Source organism: Qipengyuania sp. ABI-127-1 (assembly GCA_022953095.1).
In the GTDB taxonomy this organism is placed as follows: domain Bacteria; phylum Pseudomonadota; class Alphaproteobacteria; order Sphingomonadales; family Sphingomonadaceae; genus Qipengyuania.
On record JALJCR010000001.1, the window covers coordinates 1,534,356 to 1,553,002 of the forward strand.

Below are 18,647 nucleotides of genomic sequence, written 5' to 3' on the forward strand. Positions count from 1 at the left end.
GGCAGCAAACTTCCGTTAGCGTGCGGCTGTCTCTCTGCTAGACTTCTGCCGAAGTTGAGAGAGACCTGCCATGCCCGCATACCGTTCCCGCACCACCACCCACGGCCGCAACATGGCCGGCGCGCGCGGATTGTGGCGCGCCACGGGGATGAAAGACGGCGATTTCGGCAAGCCGATCATTGCGGTTGTGAACAGCTTTACACAGTTTGTCCCCGGACACGTCCACCTGAAGGACCTCGGCCAGCTGGTCGCGCGGCAGATCGAGGCTGCGGGCGGCGTGGCCAAGGAATTCAACACCATCGCGGTCGATGACGGGATCGCCATGGGGCATGACGGGATGCTCTATTCGCTCCCCAGTCGCGACCTCATCGCCGACAGCGTCGAATATATGGTCAACGCCCACTGCGCCGATGCGATGGTGTGCATTTCCAATTGCGACAAGATCACGCCGGGCATGCTGATGGCGGCGATGCGGCTCAATATTCCGGCCGTGTTCGTGTCGGGCGGGCCAATGGAAGCGGGCAAGGTGGTGGTGAAGGGCAAGGAGATCGCGCTCGACCTCGTCGATGCCATGGTCGCCGCGGCGGACGAAAGCTACACCGACGAGGAAGTCACCGCGATCGAACAGAATGCCTGCCCGACCTGCGGTTCGTGCAGTGGCATGTTCACGGCCAATTCGATGAACTGCCTGACCGAGGCGCTGGGCCTGTCGCTGCCAGGGAATGGCTCGACGCTGGCGACGCACGCCGACCGCAAGAGCCTGTTCGAACGGGCAGGGCGCCTCGTGGTGACGCTGGCCAAACGCTATTACGAGGAGGACGACACCAGCGTTCTGCCGCGTTCCATCGCCAGTTTCGAGGCGTTCGAGAACGCGATGAGCCTCGATATCGCCATGGGCGGATCGACCAACACCGTGCTCCACCTGCTCGCCGCCGCGCATGAGGCGGAGGTGGATTTCACCATGAAGGATATCGACCGGCTTTCCCGCAAGGTTCCGTGTCTGTCGAAAGTCGCTCCAGCCAAAAACGACGTCCATATGGAAGACGTCCACCGAGCAGGCGGGATCATGGCGATCCTTGGCGAACTGGAGAAGGCGGATCTGCTCCACACCGCGCTGCCGACGGTGCACAGCCCGACGATGGGCGACGCGCTAGACGATTGGGACATCGGCCGCACACAGAACAGCAAGGTGCGCGAATTCTATTCCGCCGCGCCGGGCGGGGTGCCGACGCAGACCGCTTTCAGCCAGTCTGCCCGGTGGGAAAGTCTCGACCTCGACCGCGAAAACGGTGTGATCCGCAGCGCCGAACACGCTTTCAGCCAGGATGGCGGGCTCGCCGTGCTCTACGGCAATATCGCGCGTGACGGCTGCATCGTGAAGACGGCCGGAGTGGATGAGAGCATCCTCACTTTCTCCGGTCCCGCCAGGGTCTATGAGAGCCAGGACGATGCGGTGACCGCGATCCTCGCCGGCCAGGTGGTCGAGGGCGATGTCGTGGTGATCCGTTACGAAGGCCCACGCGGCGGGCCGGGCATGCAGGAAATGCTCTATCCGACCAGCTATCTCAAATCGAAGGGGCTCGGCGCAGCTTGCGCGTTGCTCACCGACGGGCGCTTCTCTGGCGGCACTTCGGGCCTTTCGATCGGACACGTCTCGCCCGAGGCGGCGCAGGGCGGCGCCATCGCCTTGGTCGAGGAAGGCGACAGGATCGAGATTTCTATTCCCGAGCGTACCATCAACCTTGCGGTTTCCGAGGAAGTGCTTGTCGAGCGGCGCGCGGCGCAAGAAGCAAAGGGCTTCGCGCCGGCAGCCCCGCGCGAACGCCGCGTGTCGCCAGCGCTCGAAGCCTATGCCGCGATGACCACATCGGCCGCGCGGGGCGCCATCCGCGACGTATCGCAGGTCAAACGCCGCTGAGGCTTGCCCCGGCGCGCCGCGCGTGGCAGCGCCGTGGGATGGTGATTGCGCAACGTTTCCTCCCGACGCCTCTTCTGGCCCTGTCTGTCCTGGCCGCATGCGAGGGCGCGCCCGATATCGCATCGGAGGGTGGCACGCCTGTCCGCTGTGCGCTGCAGGGCGCGAGCGATTTTGCCAGTGAGTGCCGTCTGGTCGAAATCGGCGACGGTGGCGAAACCTATTTCGTCATGCGGCACCCCGATGGCGGTTTCCGCAAGCTCGCCCCTGCCGATACGCCCGCGGGTCTCGTTGAGTTCGACGGGTCTCAGGAAGCCGAAAGCGTGCGCGAAGGCTCCACGGTCACGCTGACCATCGGCACCGATCGCTATCGCTGGGAAGTGCCCGGCGATGAATGATGCCGTCCTCACCGTCGACCAGATGCGCGCTGCCGAACAGGCGGCCATGGCCGGCGGAACCAGTGAATGGGAATTGATGCAGCGCGCGGGCGCAGGCGCGGCGCAATGGGTCATGCGGGTTGCGGCGGACAGGCCCGTCACGGTGCTGTGCGGTCCCGGCAATAATGGGGGCGATGGTTATGTGATCGCCGATACCCTCCAGCGGAAAGGGTATGACGTTCAGGTCGTCGCACCGGTGGAACCGAAAAGCGAAACCTCGCTTCATGCCCGGGCGCAGTTTTCGGGCGACATTGCGAGTGACAATTGGCTGCGGAACCCGGTCATCGTCGACTGCCTGTTCGGCTACGGCCTCGATCGCGAAGTTGGCGGGGCGTTTGCCGAATTGCTTGAAAATCTATCCGCAAGCAATTGCTATAAAATAGCAATCGACGTGCCGAGCGCGGTGCATAGCGACAGCGGCAAGGTGTTGGGACCGCTACCGCAATACGATCTGACGCTCGCCCTTGGCGCGTGGAAACAGGCGCATTTCCTCATGCCCGCCATGCGATCGACGGGGGCCAGACGGCTTGTCCGGATCGGCCTCGAACTCGCGGATATGCCTGCATGTTTATCCGCGCGGCCGCATTTCTCCGCCCCGGCTCACGATACGCACAAATACCGCCGCGGGTTGCTGGCCGTCGTCGCGGGTGCCATGCCCGGTGCGCCGCTACTGGCGGCGGAGGGGGCAATGCGCGCCGGGGCGGGCTACGTAAAACTGCTCAGCGAGCATTCGCACCCCGATGCGCCCGCCGAACTGGTTATAGAGCAGGGCCGCTTCGCCGAACGGATCGCCGACGACCGGATTTCCGCTTTCCTCGTCGGTCCGGGCCTTGGCCGCGACGATTCCGCGCGCGAGCGGCTCGAGCGCGTACTGGCGCGAAAGGTGCCGACCGTCCTCGACGCCGATGCGCTGCATCTGATCGACCAGACGATGCTTGACGGCGCCAACCCGGCAAAACTGTGCATCACTCCGCACGAAGGCGAGCTCGCCCAGCTATGCGCAACCTTCGGCGTCAGCGCCGAGCATAAGCTCGAGCGCACGCGCGCATTGCACGAGGCCACGGGCCTGACCGTGCTGGCCAAGGGGCCGGACACAGTTCTGCAAAGTGACGTCATGACATCGTTCTTCCCGCGCGGTTCGAGCTGGCTATCGGCCGCAGGTACGGGCGACGTACTCGCCGGGATTGCCGCCTCGCGCCTCGCAACCCATGGCGATCCGGCCCGTGCCTGCGATGAGGCCGTATGGCTGCATCATGAAGCCGCACGGTTGGCATCGCCCGCTTTTTCGGCCGGTGATCTCGCCCGTGCGGTCAAACCGGCCATGGCGGCATTCCTGTGAGCGAAACCGAGATCATTCAGCGAATTGCGGCGCGCGGCGATGGCGTCACGCCTTCCGGCCGGCATGTTGCGCGCGGCGTGCCCGGCGATGCGGTCGGCGCGGATGGCGCGCTGACGCCGGGACCGCATCATGTCATCCCGCCGTGCCGACACGTTCCCGCATGCGGCGGCTGCCAGCTTCAGCACGCCGATGAGACGGCACTGCGCCAATTCGTGACCGATCGTGTCGTCTACGCGGCGGAAGCGCAGGATATTGCCGTGGGCGAGGTGCTGCCCACGCATCTCTCGCCGCCCAAGTCACGCCGCCGTGCGACGCTGCATGCTCTGCGAACCGCGAAAGGCGCGGTGCTGGGCTTTCACGAAGGAGGCTCGCACCGCATCGTCGATATGCGCGAATGCCATATCCTCGTACCCGAGCTGTTCGCTCTGGTGGAGCCTCTGCGCAAGCTGGTGGCCGCGCATGGCGAACGCCAGGCTGTCGATATCGAGTTGACGCTGGCCGATCAGGGGGTCGACTGTATCGTCAAAGGCATATCGGCGGAGGGGCTTGCGGCGACCGAAGCGATGCTCGATTTCGCGCGCGATCATACGCTCGCGCGGTTATCGCTCGATCGCGGCTACGGACCCGAAACGGTGTGGGAGCCCGAACCCCTGACGGTCAGCTTGAGCGGCTTCGCGGTGCCATTCCCGCATGGCAGCTTCCTCCAGCCAACGCGTGATGGCGAAAGCGTCCTTGTCGAGGATGCAGTGGACTTCCTGCAAGGTGCGTCGACCGTGGCCGACCTGTTCTCAGGCCTCGGGACCTTCGCCTTCGCACTGGCCGGGCCGCGCAAGGTGCTTGCGGTAGAGGCGGCGCGCGACGCGCATCTCGCCTGCAAGGCCGCGGCCAATGCCCGGCAGGCGCCCGTTCTGACGCTTCACCGCGATCTGTTCCGCAATCCGCTGCAGGCCGAAGAGGCAAGCCGCTTCGGCGCCATTGTGCTCGACCCGCCGCGTGCGGGAGCGCGCGAGCAGATCGCGCAGATTGCCGGGAGCACGGCGACACGCGTCGCTTATGTGAGCTGCAATCCCGCAAGTTGGGCGCGCGATGCGAAGGTGCTGGTCGATGCAGGATTTCGGCTTCGGAAGCTGCGCCCGGTGGGCCAGTTCCGTTGGTCCACGCATGTCGAACTGACGAGCTATTTCACTCGCTGAGAGCGTAGCGTAGCGAGGATCTGCTGGCGGAGCCAGAGCTGCGCCTCTGCGCTCGAATAGGCATGATCGGCGCCCGGGCAGCGCGCCATGCGGGCGTCGTCCGCGTCCCAGCGCTCGGTAAAGATCTGCGCGGTCCGATCCGCCTCGGCAAGCAGGATGGCCGACCGACCGTCGAAGCTCTCCAGGCCCTGTCGCATCTCCTCGGCGAGCGAGGAAGGGGTGCTCTGTGTCCGACCGGCCTTCAGCAATCCCCGCGCAAGCTTCTTGAGATCGACTTGCCCTGAGATAAGCCGGATAAGCTCGCGTGGGTCCTTGAGTTTTTCCAAGTAGCGTGACCGAATGGCGGCGGGCGGCGGGCTGTCATCCTCGTCATCTTCGATGGTCCAGGGATTGCTCAGGATCAGCGCATCGCAGCCCGCACCACCGGCCAGCATAAGGGCGGAAGAGGCATCGCAATTGCCGAAACCGACCACCCGTTGGACCTGCGGTGCGATGGCGCGGAATGCGAGCAATGCGGCGGCGATATCGCTGCGCGATTTACGAAACCCGCGGTTTTCTCCCTCGCTGTCTCCGATTCCGCGGCGATCGAAGCGGAACACGGGGAAACCCGCCGTCGCGATTTGCGCTGCGAGATGGGCCTGCCCGTTGAAGGCTCCAGCGCGGATTTCATTGCCTCCGCTGACCACCAGCAGGCCGGTGGTGCCGGGCGCATTGTCGAGCGTCGCCCCGCAGCGTGCGCCCTGGCATTCGAAAGTCAGATGCAACCGCGCCATCAGTCGGCCAGTCCGCCAAGGATGATCCCCGCCAGGGTATCGGCCTGGGCAGGGTCGTGATCGTTTTCCGCGCGCAGCCACAGCGGTTTGCCGCCGACCTCGCCCTGTTCGATGGTCACCGCGTCGGCAGGCGGTGCAAATTCACCTTCGTCCAGCTCGCGGATCAAGGCGCCTCCGAGGTCCCATCCCGCGAGAGTGAGGCCCTCTTGCCGACCGCTGGCCAGCAGATCTTCGGAGCTTTCGCTGACACCGGCTTCGCGCGCCGCGAGGCTGCGTGCCCGCAGCATCCCGCGCAAAACCTGCCTGGGCTTGACCGGGGCGTAGATCCAGCTCGGCAAGGTATCGGGCATCAGCCACCCGCCCGACCGCACGGCGAAGACGTGCGTCACCGCGAAATGCGCCGCGGCCGCGACGGTGGCGGTCCGCCAGCCGGCAATGGACTGGTCCGCGAGCGGAGCGGTGCTTTCGTTGCAGCCCGGCAGGTCGGGCAGAACGCAGTCGACGCCGTTTGCATCGAACCGTCGCATGATTTCAGTTACTTGATGGCGGAACTTGTTGGCTTCATCGAACATTGGCGGGATCATCAGCAGGCGCCGGGGGCGATCCTTGTCGAAGCGAAGCGCCATTTCCTCACCCGTACTGCCATCCGGCAGCGGGCAAGGCCATGTAGCGTACATTGTCGAGGTCAGCCTTCGACGACCTTGGCTTCGGTGAAGGCGAGCAGACCGCCGTAGCTTTCGAGCATTTCGCCGTCGACGTCCTCATCCTCGATGACGATATCGAGGCGGTCCTCGATCTCGGTCAGCAGCCCGGCAACCGCCATGGAATCGAGTTCGGGCAAATGGCCGAAAAGCCCGGTCTCGCCATCGAAGCCATCGACCTGCGCCTGGTCGAGGCCCAGAACATCGCGCAGGATCGCGCGCAGCGTCTGGTCGATTTCGCTGCGGCTCGGCCCGGTCTTCGCGGCACTGGCAGTATCGGCGGTCATTGCTCGAACTTCCCCTATTCCTTGAGGCGACGCCCTTAGCTGGGCCTATTGTGCGGTGCAAGGTGGCGGATCAGCGCCCGTCCTATGGCGGGCCAAGCGCGGAGCTGGCGCCAGTCGAGGCATGTCAGGCGATAACGCGGTCGGTTCAGTTCCATCCAGTCGCGCTTGTAAGGATCGGAGCCGGTCCCGAAGTCGACCAGTTCGACCCGGTCGGTATCGATCACGCGCTCGAACAGGGCCGCGCTCAGCGTCGTGCCCGCCGAAAGCGGTTTGGCCGCCTCGATATGGGCGAGCTTGTGGATATAGGCCGTCCCGTCCTCGACCGTCCAGAGCTGCGCCGCGACCGGACGCCCCTCGGCGCGCGCGATACCCAGCCGGATACGCCCCGCTTCCCCTTCGGTGCGCACAAAGCCTTCCAGAATGTCGGCGCGTTCTTCATCGGGCTTCCAGCTTTCAGCATAGACGGCCCGATAATCGGCCCAGGCGGCCTCGTCGAAGCGGTCGAGGATTTCGACGTCGACCTTCTTCGCCTTGCGCTTGAGGGTAGTGCGCATTTTGCCGGGGCGCATCGCCCAGTATTCGGCGAAACTGCGCCCTTCGACCCGGAGGACATGGTTTTCATCGCATTGCTGGCGGACGACCAGCCAGCCAGCCTTGCGGAACGCGGTTTCCAGTCGCGAGGCGCTGCCATCTTCTTCGGGGATGGGCGCCAGATCGAGGAGATACGCCCGGCGGCGCAAATCCCTCGCGATCACCCGAAGCAGAAAATCGGAGCTGCCGAGAGGCCGCCAGGTGAAAGAGAACCAGTTGGTCAGGCTGGAGAGGCCCGACGGCCCGACCTGCAATGGCAGGATCACCTGTTCGCCACCACGTTCCGCCTGAACGAAAAGCGGGTTGTCGAGCAGAGCGAACCAATCCAGCCTGTCGAAAGGCCCCTTGCCGGGCAGATCGAGCCCTTGCAGTTTGGTAACCGTCTCGTGATAGCTGACCGCAATGTCCAACGGATTTCCTTCGCTGAGGAGCGTTAATGCCTGATCCCACGCCCTATCCGCTCGATCAACTGATCGAGCGCGGGAGTGCACAGGCGCCTGCATTGGCGCTGCGCGACCGCACGCTTACCTATGAGGAGTTGAGGAATGGTGTCGCCAGGCTGGCGGGATGGCTGGCGAGCAAGCTCGACAAGGGAGACAGGGTTGCCAGCTGGGCCGCCAAGGGCGAACTGACCTGCCTGCTTCCACTCGCCGCGGCGCGGGCCGGGCTGGTTCATGTTCCGATCAACCCCCTGCTCAAACGCGCGCAAGTGGCGCATATCCTGAGCGATAGCGGTGCAGCGCTCCTGATAGGGACCAAGGCGCGCCTGGGCTCGCTGGAACACGGAGATGTACCGCCGGGCTGCGTGGCCATCGATGAGGCGGAGACTTCCAGTCTGGCCGAAACCGAAAATACGATACTTCCCCTCTCCAGCCACGACCCGGAAGAACTCGCCGCGATCCTCTATACCAGCGGCTCGACCGGCAAGCCGAAGGGCGTGATGCTGAGCCACGCGAATATGTGGCTGGGTGCGGTCAGCGTGGCGCATTATCTCGGCATGGAAAGCGACGATGTCACTCTGGCCGTGCTGCCGCTGAGCTTCGATTACGGCCAGAACCAGTTGCTTTCGACCTGGTATGCAGGTGGCTGCGTCGTACCGCTCGACTATCTCTTCCCGCGCGATGTCGCCAAGGCTTGCGGCAAGCATGGCGTGACCACGCTCGCCGCAGTACCGCCGCTCTGGGCGCAGCTTACCGATCTGGCCTGGCCTGCGGAGGCGGTGTCCTCAATGCGTCGGCTGACCAATTCGGGCGGCGCGCTCACATTGGAACTCGTGCGTGATATGCAGTCCATCTTCCCGAAAACACGCATTTTTCCTATGTATGGTCTGACCGAGGCATTCCGGTCCACCTATCTCGATCCGACGCTCGTCGACACGCATCCGACATCGATGGGCTGGGCCATTCCCTTCGCCGAGATCCTCGTGATCGCCGATGACGGATCGCTGGCCGAACCCGGCCAGGAAGGAGAGCTGGTACATTGCGGGCCGCTGGTGGCGCATGGCTATTGGCAGGACGGGAAGCGCACGCGCGAGCGGTTCAAAGCCGCGCCCGCTATGTCCGAATATGGCGGAACCGCCGTCTGGTCGGGCGACCGCGTGACGCGCGATGCGGATGGCCTGCTCTACTTCGTCGGCAGACGCGATGCGATGATCAAGAGTTCGGGCAATCGCATAAGTCCGCAAGAGCTCGAGAGCGCGGCGCTGGGCACCGGACTCGTCGCGGAAGCGGTCGCGCTCGGCGTCGAGGACGAGCGGCTCGGCCATGCCATCCATCTCGTGGTGCGTCCGGCGCGAGATGCCGCCGAACCCGAAGCGGCACTGCCCAGGGCACTGCAGAAGGAGCTTCCCAATTTCATGCAACCGCATGTGATCCACTGGCGCGATGCGTTGCCGCTCAACCCCAATGGCAAGATCGATCGCACCGCGATTGCGGCGGAGATCGGCGCATGAAGCCGCTCGGCCCCATTCCCGCCGGTTTCGAGGCGATCGACGGAGAGCTGGCCATTGGCGATACGCCTGTGAGCGACCTTGTAGGGCGGGCCGGGCGCACGCCGCTTTTCGTCTACTCACGCGAGCGGATCGCGCGTCGCTTCGCCGAATTACGCGCCGCAATTCCGGATCGCTTGAAGATAAATTATGCAATTAAAGCCAATAGCTTCGCACCACTTCTTGAATATGTTTCCAGTTTCGCGGACGGTCTCGATATCGCCTCGGGAGGAGAGCTGGAGATGGTACGGGCGACCGGCTTCGATCTGTCGCGGGTGAGTTTCGCCGGACCGGGCAAGCGTGACGAAGAACTCGAAGCCGCTATCGCTGCCGGTGTCACACTCAATCTCGAAAGCGAGAACGAAGCTGAACGCGCGCTGGCGATTGCCGAGCGGCTTGGTGAAACCCCGCGGTTCGCCGTTCGCGTCAATCCCGATTTCGAACTCAAGGGCTCGGGCATGAAGATGGGCGGGGGGGCCAAGCCTTTCGGGGTCGATGCGGAGCGTGTTCCGACACTCATCCGATCCATCACTGCCGCCGGTTGCGATTTTCGCGGACTGCATATTTTCACCGGCAGTCAGGCGCTCTCTGCCGACGCAGTCATCGACATGCAGGCGAAGGTGCTCGATTGCGCCGACCGCCTGGCGCGCGAGGCGGGCGTTATGCTACCCAAGCTCAATATGGGCGGGGGTTTCGGCATTCCCTATTTTCCGGGCGACGAGCCGCTCGATATCGGAGCTGTGGGCGCCGCGCTCGAGGATCGCTTCGAGACCTTGCCGGAAACCCTTTCGCAAGCGGACCTTTTTGTCGAACTCGGCCGATATCTCGTTGGCGAGGCGGGAGTTTACCTGACACGCATCGTCGACCGCAAGGATAGTTATGGCGAGACCTATCTGGTTACCGATGGCGGGCTGCATCATCAGCTCGCCGCGTCGGGGAATTTCGGAACCGTGGTGCGGCGCAACTATCCCGTTGCCATCGCCAGCCGCTTCGATGCCGAGCCAGACGAGATCGTCAACGTGGTCGGCTGCCTGTGTACGCCGCTCGACCGGCTCGCCGACAAGGCGCATCTGCCCCGCGCGGCGGCAGGCGACATCGTCGCGGTGTTCTGCGCCGGCGCATATGGCGCGAGCGCCTCGCCGAGTGCCTTTTTGGGACAGGGTCCGGCAATCGAAATGCTTGTCTGAACTGCCCGTGGTAAGACCCGCCAAATCCGGGATTTCCGCGGGTTTGGCGCGGTATGACTAACGGTATGTTCACCTTTTCCGGGCAATAGTCGTTCCAAACCTCGGGAATAGCGGGCGCATTCTGCGTGCCGCACACCCCCGACCATGCCAGGGAAACGATCGATGCGCTTCACTCGAACTGCCATGCTTCTCGCCGGAGGCGCCGCTTCCACGCTTGTGCTTGGCGGCTGCGCGAGCGGGGGCGGTACGGAGCTTCCCCCGGCAACCTTCGTGGCGATGCAGGAAGGCCCGGGCGAGGAATATGTCATCGGCCCGCTCGACGAGTTGACGATCCATGTCTGGCGCAACCCCGAACTGGGCGCGGAAAAGATTCAGGTTCGGCCCGATGGCCGGATCACGATCCCGCTCGTCAAGGACATGCCTGCCGTCGGCAAAACGCCTTCGATGCTCGAAGAGGATATTCGCCTCCAGCTCAGCCAGTATATCGAGGATCCGCTGGTTTCGGTCATCGTCAACGAATTTGCCGGCACGTTCAGCCAGCAAGTCCGTATCGTGGGCGCGACGGCCCAGCCTGCATCACTGCCATATCGTGCGAACATGACGGTCCTCGACGCGATGATCGCGGTTGGGGGCCTTTCGGAATTCGCTGCGGGCAACCGCGCCAAGCTCATCCGGTTCGACAAGCAGCTCGGCCGCCAGCGGGAATACGCGCTGCGCCTGACCGACCTGCTGAAACGCGGTGACAGCAAGGCAAATGTGCTTCTCCAGCCGGGCGATGTTATCATCATCCCGGAAAGCACGTTCTAACGGGATCGCGGGGGCATGCAGGAAGTCTTGGACGAGATTCGCAGCGCGCTGCATACGGTGTGGAACCGGCGCTGGGTTGCGCTTGCCGTGGCCTGGGCCGTTTGCATTCTCGGCTGGCTCGCGGTCGCTTTCATTCCCAACAGCTACGAGAGCCGCGCGAGGATCTATGTCGAGCTGGAGGATGTGTTGTCCGAACAGCTCGATATTTCGGGCGACGGCAAGCAGGCGATCACCAAGGTTCGGCAGACGCTGATCAGCGCTGTCAATCTCGAACGCGTGGTGCACGATACCAAGCTGGGCGACAAGGTGGCGACCGACGCCGAAATGCAAAGCGCGGTGCAGGACCTGACCGAGACTATCGTCGTGGAAAGCGAGCAGGACAATCTGTTCGAAATTACCGCGACGATCGGCAAATCCAGCTTGAGCGACGCCGAAAACGCGGCTCTTGCGCGTGATGTCGTTCAGAGCCTGATAGATATCTTCCGCGAATCCAACATCGCCGGCAATCGCGGCGATGTGGCGGATACCATCGCCTTCCTCGACGAGCAGTTGGACGATCGCAAACGCGAACTCGAGGCCGCCGAGCAGCGCCGCCTTGCCTTCGAAGCGCAGTACCCCGACCTGATCGGCGGCAGCGGGACCGTGACCGGTCGACTGCAAGGCATGCGGACGGAAATGCGCGGCATCGACGCCGATATCGCCGCAGCGCAGAGCGCCCTGGCAGCGATCAACGGCCAGATCGCCAGCACGCCGCGTACCATTATGACGGCCAACAGTGGCGGTGCGCGCGGTGCTTTGATGCAGGCGCAATCTCAACTGGCGGCCATGCGTGCCCGCGGGCTCACCGACAGCCATCCTGACATCCAGGCGATCCAGCGCCAGATTTCCGCGCTGCGGGACCAGGCGGCGAGCGAGCCGGCCGGTGCCGGAGGATCGCCTAATCCGGCCTATACCTCGCTGCAATCGATCCGCGCGGAGCGGCAGGCCAATGTCCAGGCGCTACAGGCGCGCAAGGCCGCGCTTCAGTCCGACATTTCCGCCCTTATCGCAGCTCAGGCCGATGAGCCGGCCGTGGCCGCCGAAGCCAATCGTATCAGCCGCGATTACGAGGTGCTGAAAGACAAATATGACGAGCTGCTGAAAGATCGTGAGGAAATGCGCCTGCGCGGCCAGGTGGAAACCGAACGCAGCGCTTTCCAGTTCGAGGTGATCGACCCGCCGACCGCACCGCGCAATCCGGCGGCGCCCAATCGGCCCTTGCTGCTGCTGGGCGTCCTGATCGTCGGGTTCGGTGCCGGGGCAGGGGTGGCGTTCGTGATGGGGCAACTCAATTCGAGCTTCACCACGGCGGACAAGCTCGAGCGCACGCTCGACCTGCCGGTCATCGGAACGATCTCGCGGTCGATGACGCGAGCTGCGCGCCAGCACGAAAAATTGCGTTTGAAGCAGTTTCTCGCGGGTGTCGGGGGGCTGGCGGGGATTTGTTTTCTGTTGCTGGTCGTTGAAATCGTCCAGGTCGGATCGGTGGCCTGAGGGGGAACGTGCCAGTGAACAAGCCCAGCAATATCGTTCCGTCCGATAAAGACGATAAGAAGGCCAAGCGTGGGTCGCTCCTCGAGCGCGCCAGCGGTCTGTTCGGATTGGACAAGCTGTCGCCGGCATCGGTTCCGGACAAGCTTGAGGACGAAAAGGCGAAGAAGTTCGCGCCGAAGCGGCGATCCGCCGACTCGGCGACCTCCCGCGAAACGCCGCGACGCCGCGCATCGGACTGGATCGGCGAGGCCGCATCGGCGGCGCCATCTGCGGACGCGACGCCGGCGGAGCCCCCCGAGCCGAAAACCCCAGATGTGACCTTTTCCGGGCCGAAGCGGGAAGTCGTTCGGTCGCTCTTGCGTGAACAAGGGCTGATCGATCCCGATGGCGGCGCTTCGACTCTGCTTGAGGAATTCCGCATCGTGAAGCGGCAGGTTCTCGCATCCGCGAAAACCGAAGGCACGCCACTGGCCCGCCGAGTGCTGGTCTGCTCCCCCCATCCGAACGAGGGCAAGACCTTCTGTTCACTCAACCTCGCAATTGCCCTGGCCGGCGAGCGCGATCTGGAAGTGCTTCTGGTGGATGCCGATTTCGGCAAGCCGTCGATCATGAACAAGCTGGGGCTTAGCGCGGGCAAGGGTTTCATGGACGTGATCGCCGACCCGGCCAGCCGGATCGAGGATGTCGTGGTCGGGACGGATATTCCGGGCCTGTGGGTTCTACCGGCGGGTCAACGCACGGGCCGGGATAGCGAGTATCTCGCCAGCGAGCGGACCTGGACCGTCCTGAACAGCCTGACGCGCGGCGCTCGCAACCGGATCGTCGTATTCGACAGCCCGCCGGCTCTGGCGGCGACACCAGCCGCGGAACTGGCCAAGCATGTCGGACAGGCTCTGCTGGTCGCACGGGCCGACATGACCGGCAGAGCGGCGCTGGACGATGCGATCGATCTCCTATCCGCCTGCCCGGACATCAAGCTGCTGCTCAACGATGTGACTTTCAGCCCCAGTGGGCGGAAGTTCGGCAGCTATTACGGATATGGGGAGTAAGCCCGTGGCCCGCCCTGCACAGTTCCATCATTTGGCTGCAACCGTTCTGGTGGCAGCGCTGTTCCATGCCACGCCTTCGCACGCGCAATCCTATCGGGGAGCGGATAACGACGAGGGCGAGGCCGGAGATACCTCCTTCGCCAGCGAGCGGACGAGCATCGATCCCTATATCGAGGCGAACTCGATCGCGAGCTGGCAGATTTCGCCGGGCAGCGACATCGTAACCTACACTCAGCTTGCCGCCGGCGTCGACGCCTCGATCGTCGGGCGCAACAATGGCGGCAGTGTCTCGCTGCGCTACGAACGCAACTTCGCGCACCAGTCGGACGGTGCGGACTCGGATACTCTGACCGGTATCGCGCGGGGGTATGCCTCCATCGTGCCGCGCGTCCTGACGGTCGAGGCCGGGGGGCTGGCCAGCAGCACACGTGTCGATGCCCAGGGGCGCTCGGTCATCAATCCCACGGTGGATGACGATTTTTCGACGCAGACCTATTCGGTCTATGCGGGTCCCAATCTGCAAACCCGGGCGGGCGATGTCGATATCAGCGCCAATTACCGTATCGGCTATACCCGCGTCGACGGCCCCGATTTCGTCACCGCTGGCGGAACCCAGGCGGATCTGTTCGATGAAAGCGTGACGCACAGCGCAACGGTGCGCGCGGGTACGCGGCCGGGGCAACCCCTTCCTGTCGGCGTTGGCGTCGGCGCGGGGTATTATCAGGAGGACGTTTCCAACCTCGACCAGCGCGTGCGCGATGCCTATGTCCGCGGCGATGTGACCGTCCCGATCAGCCCGACTCTGGCAATCGTGGCGGGGGCCGGGGTCGAGGATGTCGAAGTGTCGAGCCGCGATGCCGTGCGCGACGCGGCAGGCGACCCTGTCATCGGCAGCGACGGTCGTTTCATCACCGACGAATCGAGCCCGCGCATCATCGCCTATGAGGCCAGCGGGTTGATCTGGGATGTCGGCGTGGTCTGGACCCCCAGTCGCCGGACCCGGCTCGAGGCGCATTTCGGCCATCGCTACGACAGCGAGACTTTCTACGGCAACTTCAGCTGGCGACCGAGCAGTCGCAGCAATCTGCAAATCGGCGTTTACGATGGCATTCAGGGCTTCGGCGGACGTCTCAACAACGCGCTGGCGCAGCTACCGACCGATTTCACCGTCACACGCGACCCCGTGACCGGGGAGATCACCGGCTGCGTGGCTACGCTCGACGGTAGCGGCTGTCTCGACGGTCTGCTCGGGTCGGTGCGATCATCCGTGTTTCGCGGACGCGGCGTCACCGCCAGCTATTCCCGGCAAATCGGTCGGATGACTGCCGGTATCGGAGCGGGCTACGACCGCCGCAAATTCATCGGGGCGCCGGGCACGGTGCTGGCCCTTGCCGACGGTATCGTCGATGAAAGCTACTACGTCACCGCCGGTCTTTCCGGGCCGGTGGGCCAACGGGGTTCCTTCTCGATCAACACTTTCGCCAACTGGTTCGACAGCGGGACGACGGGAGTGGGCGATGTCCGGTCTATCGGCAGTTCGGCTAGCTATACCGAACAGGTCATGCGCAATCTTTCGGCCCGCGCCGCCGTGGCGATCTCGACGCTCGACAGCGATATCGCTCCCGACAATTTCACGACAGCATCGGCCCTGCTCGGCCTGCGTTACGATTTCTGATAGGACCTGTTCGATGTACGAGGAATTCTATGGCTTCAGCGAGCGGCCCTTCCAGCTCACGCCCGATCCGGCGTTCTACTTCGAAAGCCTGACGCATAAGAAGGCGCTGAGCTATCTCGGCTACGGCCTTAATCAGGGCGAGGGCTTCATCGTCATCACCGGCGAGGTCGGGTCGGGTAAATCGACTCTGGTGGCGCATCTCAAGCAGAAGCTCGACGATGAACGCATGACGGTGGGCGAGGTGGTCACCAGCGCGCTGGACGGAGAAGAGATGATCCATGTCGCGGCGCGCAGCTTCGGTCTGGATGTCACCGGACGCGACAAGGCGGCGGACTTGGCGGCCATCGAACTGTTCCTGCACGAGGAGGCGCGCAATGGCCGCCGTGTGCTGCTGATCGTGGACGAGGCGCAGAATCTGTCGATCGGAGCGCTCGAAGAACTGCGCATGCTGTCGAATTTCCAACTGGGTTCGCACCCGCTGCTGCAAACGCTTCTTCTGGGGCAGCCCGAGTTCAAGCAGCTTCTCGCCCAATCGGACGAACTCGAACAATTGCGTCAGCGTGTGATCGCGGCGCACCACCTGGAAGCGATGCAGCCGGGCGAGATCGAGCCCTATGTCATACACCGGCTCACCCATGTCGGCTGGCAAGGCAATCCCGAGATCGAAAACGGTATCTGGGTCGCTCTGCACAAGGCCACAGGCGGGATTCCCCGCAAAGTCAATCAGGTCATGACCCGCTTGCTGTTGCTGGGGGCTGTCGAAGAACGCTCCTTGCTCGATGGCGAAATGCTCGACGCCGTCATCGAGGAGATGAGCGGCGATGCGGCGCCGGTCGATACCCATGCCGCCAAGCCGCGCCCGGACCGCGATCTCCCGGCCGCCGAAGCGATCGCGCGGGCACGCGACGAAGCCCAGCATTCGCGAATGGAGCGGGAACTCACCCCTGTAACGAGCGGGGAAGATGATGTCCGGGCGAAGGGTCTTCTCGACCATCAGATAGAAGCGATCGAAGCCGCATTCGCCGAGCGCGACAAGCATATGGCCGGTCTTCGCCGCGAGGTCGAAAAGCTCCGTGCGAGCCATGCTTCGGACGATCTGCCCGAAGATGTGGGCCAGCGGCTCGCGTCGATAGAAGCCAGGCTGGAGGAGCAGGAGCGCTCGCTCCGCCACGTCCTGACCATGATGATCGACTATTTCGAATCGCAAGGTTCGCGCGTGGCGGCTTGAAGCCGGGGGAGGGGGCGTTGAGCGACAACACGATCGTCAACGGTCTTTCGGTCGACGTTGAAGACTGGTTTCAGGTCGGCGCGTTCGAAAACACCATTTCGCGCGAAGACTGGGATGGTCTCGAACTGCGCGTGGGAGACAATGTCGCACGGATCCTGGACCTGTTCGATGAAGCGGGCGTCAAGGCGACGTTCTTCACGCTTGGATGGGTGGCCGAGCGTAACAAGGCCGCCATGCACGCGATTGTCGATCGTGGTCACGAACTGGCGAGCCATGGCTATGACCACACGCGCGTCTTCACCTTCTCGCCTGCCGAGTTTGCCGAGGATCTCGCCAAAGCCCGCGCCATTCTCGAGGATGCAGGCGGTCAGCCGATCACGGGCTATCGCGCACCCAGTTTCTCGATCGACGCGCGCAATCGCTGGGCACACGATATTCTGACCGAACAAGGTTACGTCTACTCATCCAGCGTGGCGCCAGTGGTGCACGATCATTATGGCTGGCGAGAGGCTCCGCGCTTCGCATTCCGCCCTGTCGTGGGCAGCGAGCTGGTCGAAATCCCGGTGACCACGGCGCTGCTGAAGGGAAAGCGCCTGGCTGCGGGCGGCGGTGGTTTCTTCCGCGTCTTGCCCTATGGTTTCAGCCGCTGGGCGATCGGACAGGTCAACCGCGAGGGCCATCCGGCCGTGTTCTACTTCCATCCCTGGGAGGTCGATCCCGACCAACCGCGGGTTGGCGGAGCACCGCTGCGCTCGCGCGTGCGGCACTACACCAACCTCTCAAAGATGGAGGGCAAGCTTTCCAGGTTACTTGGTGATTTCGCCTGGGGCCGGATGGACGAGCTCGCCCAGCGCGAGAAGGCGCGTAGCCGGGAATGGTCGGCATGAATGCGCCGATCTCTCATGTGGCCTCCATACGGCAGGCCGAGCTTGGCGATGCGGACGAAATCGCGCGGATCGAGCGCTTCGTCGCCCGGCACCATGGCAACGCCTTCCAGCGTCCGCTGTGGCTGCTCGCGATTGAGCGAGGGACGGGAAACGACGCGCTCGGGCTCGTGATCGAGCGGGGAGGGGAGCTGACGGGCTGGCTGCCGCTTTCCGATGTTCACTCCCCATTATTCGGCCGGGCTCTGGTTTCGAGCGGGTTTGGCGTCGGAGGAGGAGTGCTGGCCGAGACCGAAAAGGACGTTGATGGGCTGTGCCGCGCTGCGGAAGAACTGGCCATTCGCCGTGCGGCAGCCAGTGTCGAGCTACGCGGCGGACCCGCGCCTCGCGCATGGCACCCGATTGCTGGCAAGCATGCAGGCTTCGCCGCCGATCTCGCCGCGGATGACGAGGCACAGTTGCTGGCCATCCCGCGAAAGGCGCGAGCCGAGGTGCGCAAGGGCCTGAAGAATGACCTGGAGGTCAGCATCGGTCAGAGTTCTGAGGACCGTGCAGACCATTATGCGGTCTATGCGGAAAGCGTGCGCAATCTGGGAACGCCGGTTTTTCCGCGCGCGCTCTTCGATGCGGTGCTGGATATGTTCGGGCAGGATGCGGATATCCTGACGATCAGCCACCATGGCACGCCTGTCGCCAGCGTCCTGTCGCTTTACCATGATGGGGCAGTGATGCCTTTTTGGGGCGGGGGCAAGTGGGCCGCGCGGAGCCTGCGTGCCAATGAGCGGATGTATTATGAGCTGATGTGCCACGCGCGGCGCAAAGGCTGCACGCGGTTCGACTTCGGGCGTTCGAAAACCGGCAGTGGCCCCTATGCGTTCAAGAAGAACTGGGGTTTCGATCCCGAACCACTGACCTATCACACGTGGACACCTCCGGGTGCAGAGCCGCGCAATGTCGACCCGACCGACGAAGGCTATTCCGCGAAAATTGCGCTGTGGAAGCGTCTGCCGCTCCCGATCGCCAATCGGCTGGGGCCGTGGATCGCGCGCGGGCTGGGCTGA

At 64.0% G+C, this 18,647-nt stretch carries 17 protein-coding genes; 13 read left to right on the plus strand and 4 right to left on the minus strand.

The window, feature by feature from the left end; all coding sequences use genetic code 11:
• The first annotated feature begins 70 nt into the window (after nucleotides 1-70).
• From ilvD to MUY37_RS07585, 4 genes are read left to right on the plus strand one after another with little or no spacing between them, the layout of a single operon-like run.
• The gene (gene ilvD / locus MUY37_RS07570) at nucleotides 71-1,918 is read left to right on the plus strand and encodes a dihydroxy-acid dehydratase (protein ID WP_499194741.1); all 1,848 of its coding nucleotides are present in this window, start codon (nucleotides 71-73) and stop codon (nucleotides 1,916-1,918) included.
• Nucleotides 1,919-1,956: 38 nt separating this feature from the next.
• A complete protein-coding gene (locus MUY37_RS07575) occupies nucleotides 1,957-2,313 on the plus strand; it encodes a hypothetical protein (RefSeq protein ID WP_499194742.1) in 357 nt (118 codons plus the stop codon).
• Nucleotides 2,306-3,691, plus strand: a complete 1,386-nt coding sequence (locus MUY37_RS07580) for an NAD(P)H-hydrate dehydratase (protein WP_499194743.1) — start codon at nucleotides 2,306-2,308, stop codon at nucleotides 3,689-3,691. Before MUY37_RS07575 ends, MUY37_RS07580 begins: the two co-directional genes overlap by 8 nt.
• Nucleotides 3,688-4,884, plus strand: coding sequence for a class I SAM-dependent RNA methyltransferase (locus MUY37_RS07585; RefSeq protein ID WP_499194744.1), 1,197 nt, complete (start codon nucleotides 3,688-3,690; stop codon nucleotides 4,882-4,884). The genes MUY37_RS07580 and MUY37_RS07585 overlap by 4 nt, the downstream gene beginning before the upstream one ends.
• Here the strand turns inward: MUY37_RS07585 and MUY37_RS07590 are convergent.
• The 4 genes from MUY37_RS07590 to MUY37_RS07605 are packed head-to-tail and all read right to left on the minus strand — an operon-like array spanning nucleotide 4,869 to nucleotide 7,646.
• Entirely contained in the window at nucleotides 4,869-5,657 is a 789-nt protein-coding gene (locus tag MUY37_RS07590; protein WP_499194745.1) for a hydrolase 1, exosortase A system-associated, read from the minus strand. The genes MUY37_RS07585 and MUY37_RS07590 overlap by 16 nt on opposite strands.
• Nucleotides 5,657-6,283 carry an alpha/beta hydrolase family protein gene (locus MUY37_RS07595; protein WP_499194746.1) on the minus strand — a complete coding sequence of 209 codons (627 nt, stop codon included), beginning with the start codon at nucleotides 6,281-6,283 and terminating at the stop codon, nucleotides 5,657-5,659. Before MUY37_RS07595 ends, MUY37_RS07590 begins: the two co-directional genes overlap by 1 nt.
• A gap of 59 nt (nucleotides 6,284-6,342) precedes the next feature.
• Nucleotides 6,343-6,645, minus strand: coding sequence for an acyl carrier protein (locus MUY37_RS07600; RefSeq protein WP_115416878.1), 303 nt, complete (start codon nucleotides 6,643-6,645; stop codon nucleotides 6,343-6,345).
• A gap of 35 nt (nucleotides 6,646-6,680) precedes the next feature.
• Nucleotides 6,681-7,646, minus strand: a complete 966-nt coding sequence (locus MUY37_RS07605; RefSeq protein WP_499194747.1) for a GNAT family N-acetyltransferase — start codon at nucleotides 7,644-7,646, stop codon at nucleotides 6,681-6,683.
• A gap of 26 nt (nucleotides 7,647-7,672) precedes the next feature.
• Between MUY37_RS07605 and MUY37_RS07610 the strand changes: the two genes are divergently transcribed.
• The 9 genes from MUY37_RS07610 (at nucleotide 7,673) to MUY37_RS07650 (ending at nucleotide 18,647) form a co-directional block, all read left to right on the plus strand.
• Nucleotides 7,673-9,187, plus strand: a complete 1,515-nt coding sequence (locus tag MUY37_RS07610; RefSeq protein WP_499194748.1) for an acyl-CoA ligase (AMP-forming), exosortase A system-associated — start codon at nucleotides 7,673-7,675, stop codon at nucleotides 9,185-9,187.
• Nucleotides 9,184-10,410 carry a pyridoxal-dependent decarboxylase, exosortase A system-associated gene (locus MUY37_RS07615; RefSeq protein ID WP_499194749.1) on the plus strand — a complete coding sequence of 409 codons (1,227 nt, stop codon included), beginning with the start codon at nucleotides 9,184-9,186 and terminating at the stop codon, nucleotides 10,408-10,410. The genes MUY37_RS07610 and MUY37_RS07615 overlap by 4 nt, the downstream gene beginning before the upstream one ends.
• 162 nt (nucleotides 10,411-10,572) lie before the next feature.
• Nucleotides 10,573-11,217: an XrtA/PEP-CTERM system exopolysaccharide export protein gene (locus MUY37_RS07620; RefSeq protein ID WP_499194750.1), complete on the plus strand. Its 645-nt coding sequence runs from the start codon at nucleotides 10,573-10,575 to the stop codon at nucleotides 11,215-11,217.
• A 15-nt stretch (nucleotides 11,218-11,232) separates the two neighbouring features.
• Nucleotides 11,233-12,750, plus strand: coding sequence for an XrtA system polysaccharide chain length determinant (locus MUY37_RS07625; RefSeq protein ID WP_499194751.1), 1,518 nt, complete (start codon nucleotides 11,233-11,235; stop codon nucleotides 12,748-12,750).
• A gap of 14 nt (nucleotides 12,751-12,764) precedes the next feature.
• Entirely contained in the window at nucleotides 12,765-13,799 is a 1,035-nt protein-coding gene (locus MUY37_RS07630; RefSeq protein ID WP_499194752.1) for a P-loop NTPase family protein, read from the plus strand.
• A gap of 4 nt (nucleotides 13,800-13,803) precedes the next feature.
• Nucleotides 13,804-15,474, plus strand: coding sequence for a preprotein translocase subunit YajC (locus MUY37_RS07635; protein WP_499194753.1), 1,671 nt, complete (start codon nucleotides 13,804-13,806; stop codon nucleotides 15,472-15,474).
• Nucleotides 15,475-15,487: 13 nt separating this feature from the next.
• Nucleotides 15,488-16,702, plus strand: a complete 1,215-nt coding sequence (locus MUY37_RS07640; protein ID WP_499194754.1) for an XrtA/PEP-CTERM system-associated ATPase — start codon at nucleotides 15,488-15,490, stop codon at nucleotides 16,700-16,702.
• 32 nt (nucleotides 16,703-16,734) lie between these two features.
• Nucleotides 16,735-17,589 carry an XrtA system polysaccharide deacetylase gene (locus tag MUY37_RS07645; protein WP_499195129.1) on the plus strand — a complete coding sequence of 285 codons (855 nt, stop codon included), beginning with the start codon at nucleotides 16,735-16,737 and terminating at the stop codon, nucleotides 17,587-17,589.
• Nucleotides 17,586-18,647 (plus strand): FemAB family XrtA/PEP-CTERM system-associated protein, encoded by a 1,062-nt coding sequence (locus tag MUY37_RS07650; RefSeq protein ID WP_499194755.1) that lies wholly within the window; start codon nucleotides 17,586-17,588, stop codon nucleotides 18,645-18,647. Before MUY37_RS07645 ends, MUY37_RS07650 begins: the two co-directional genes overlap by 4 nt.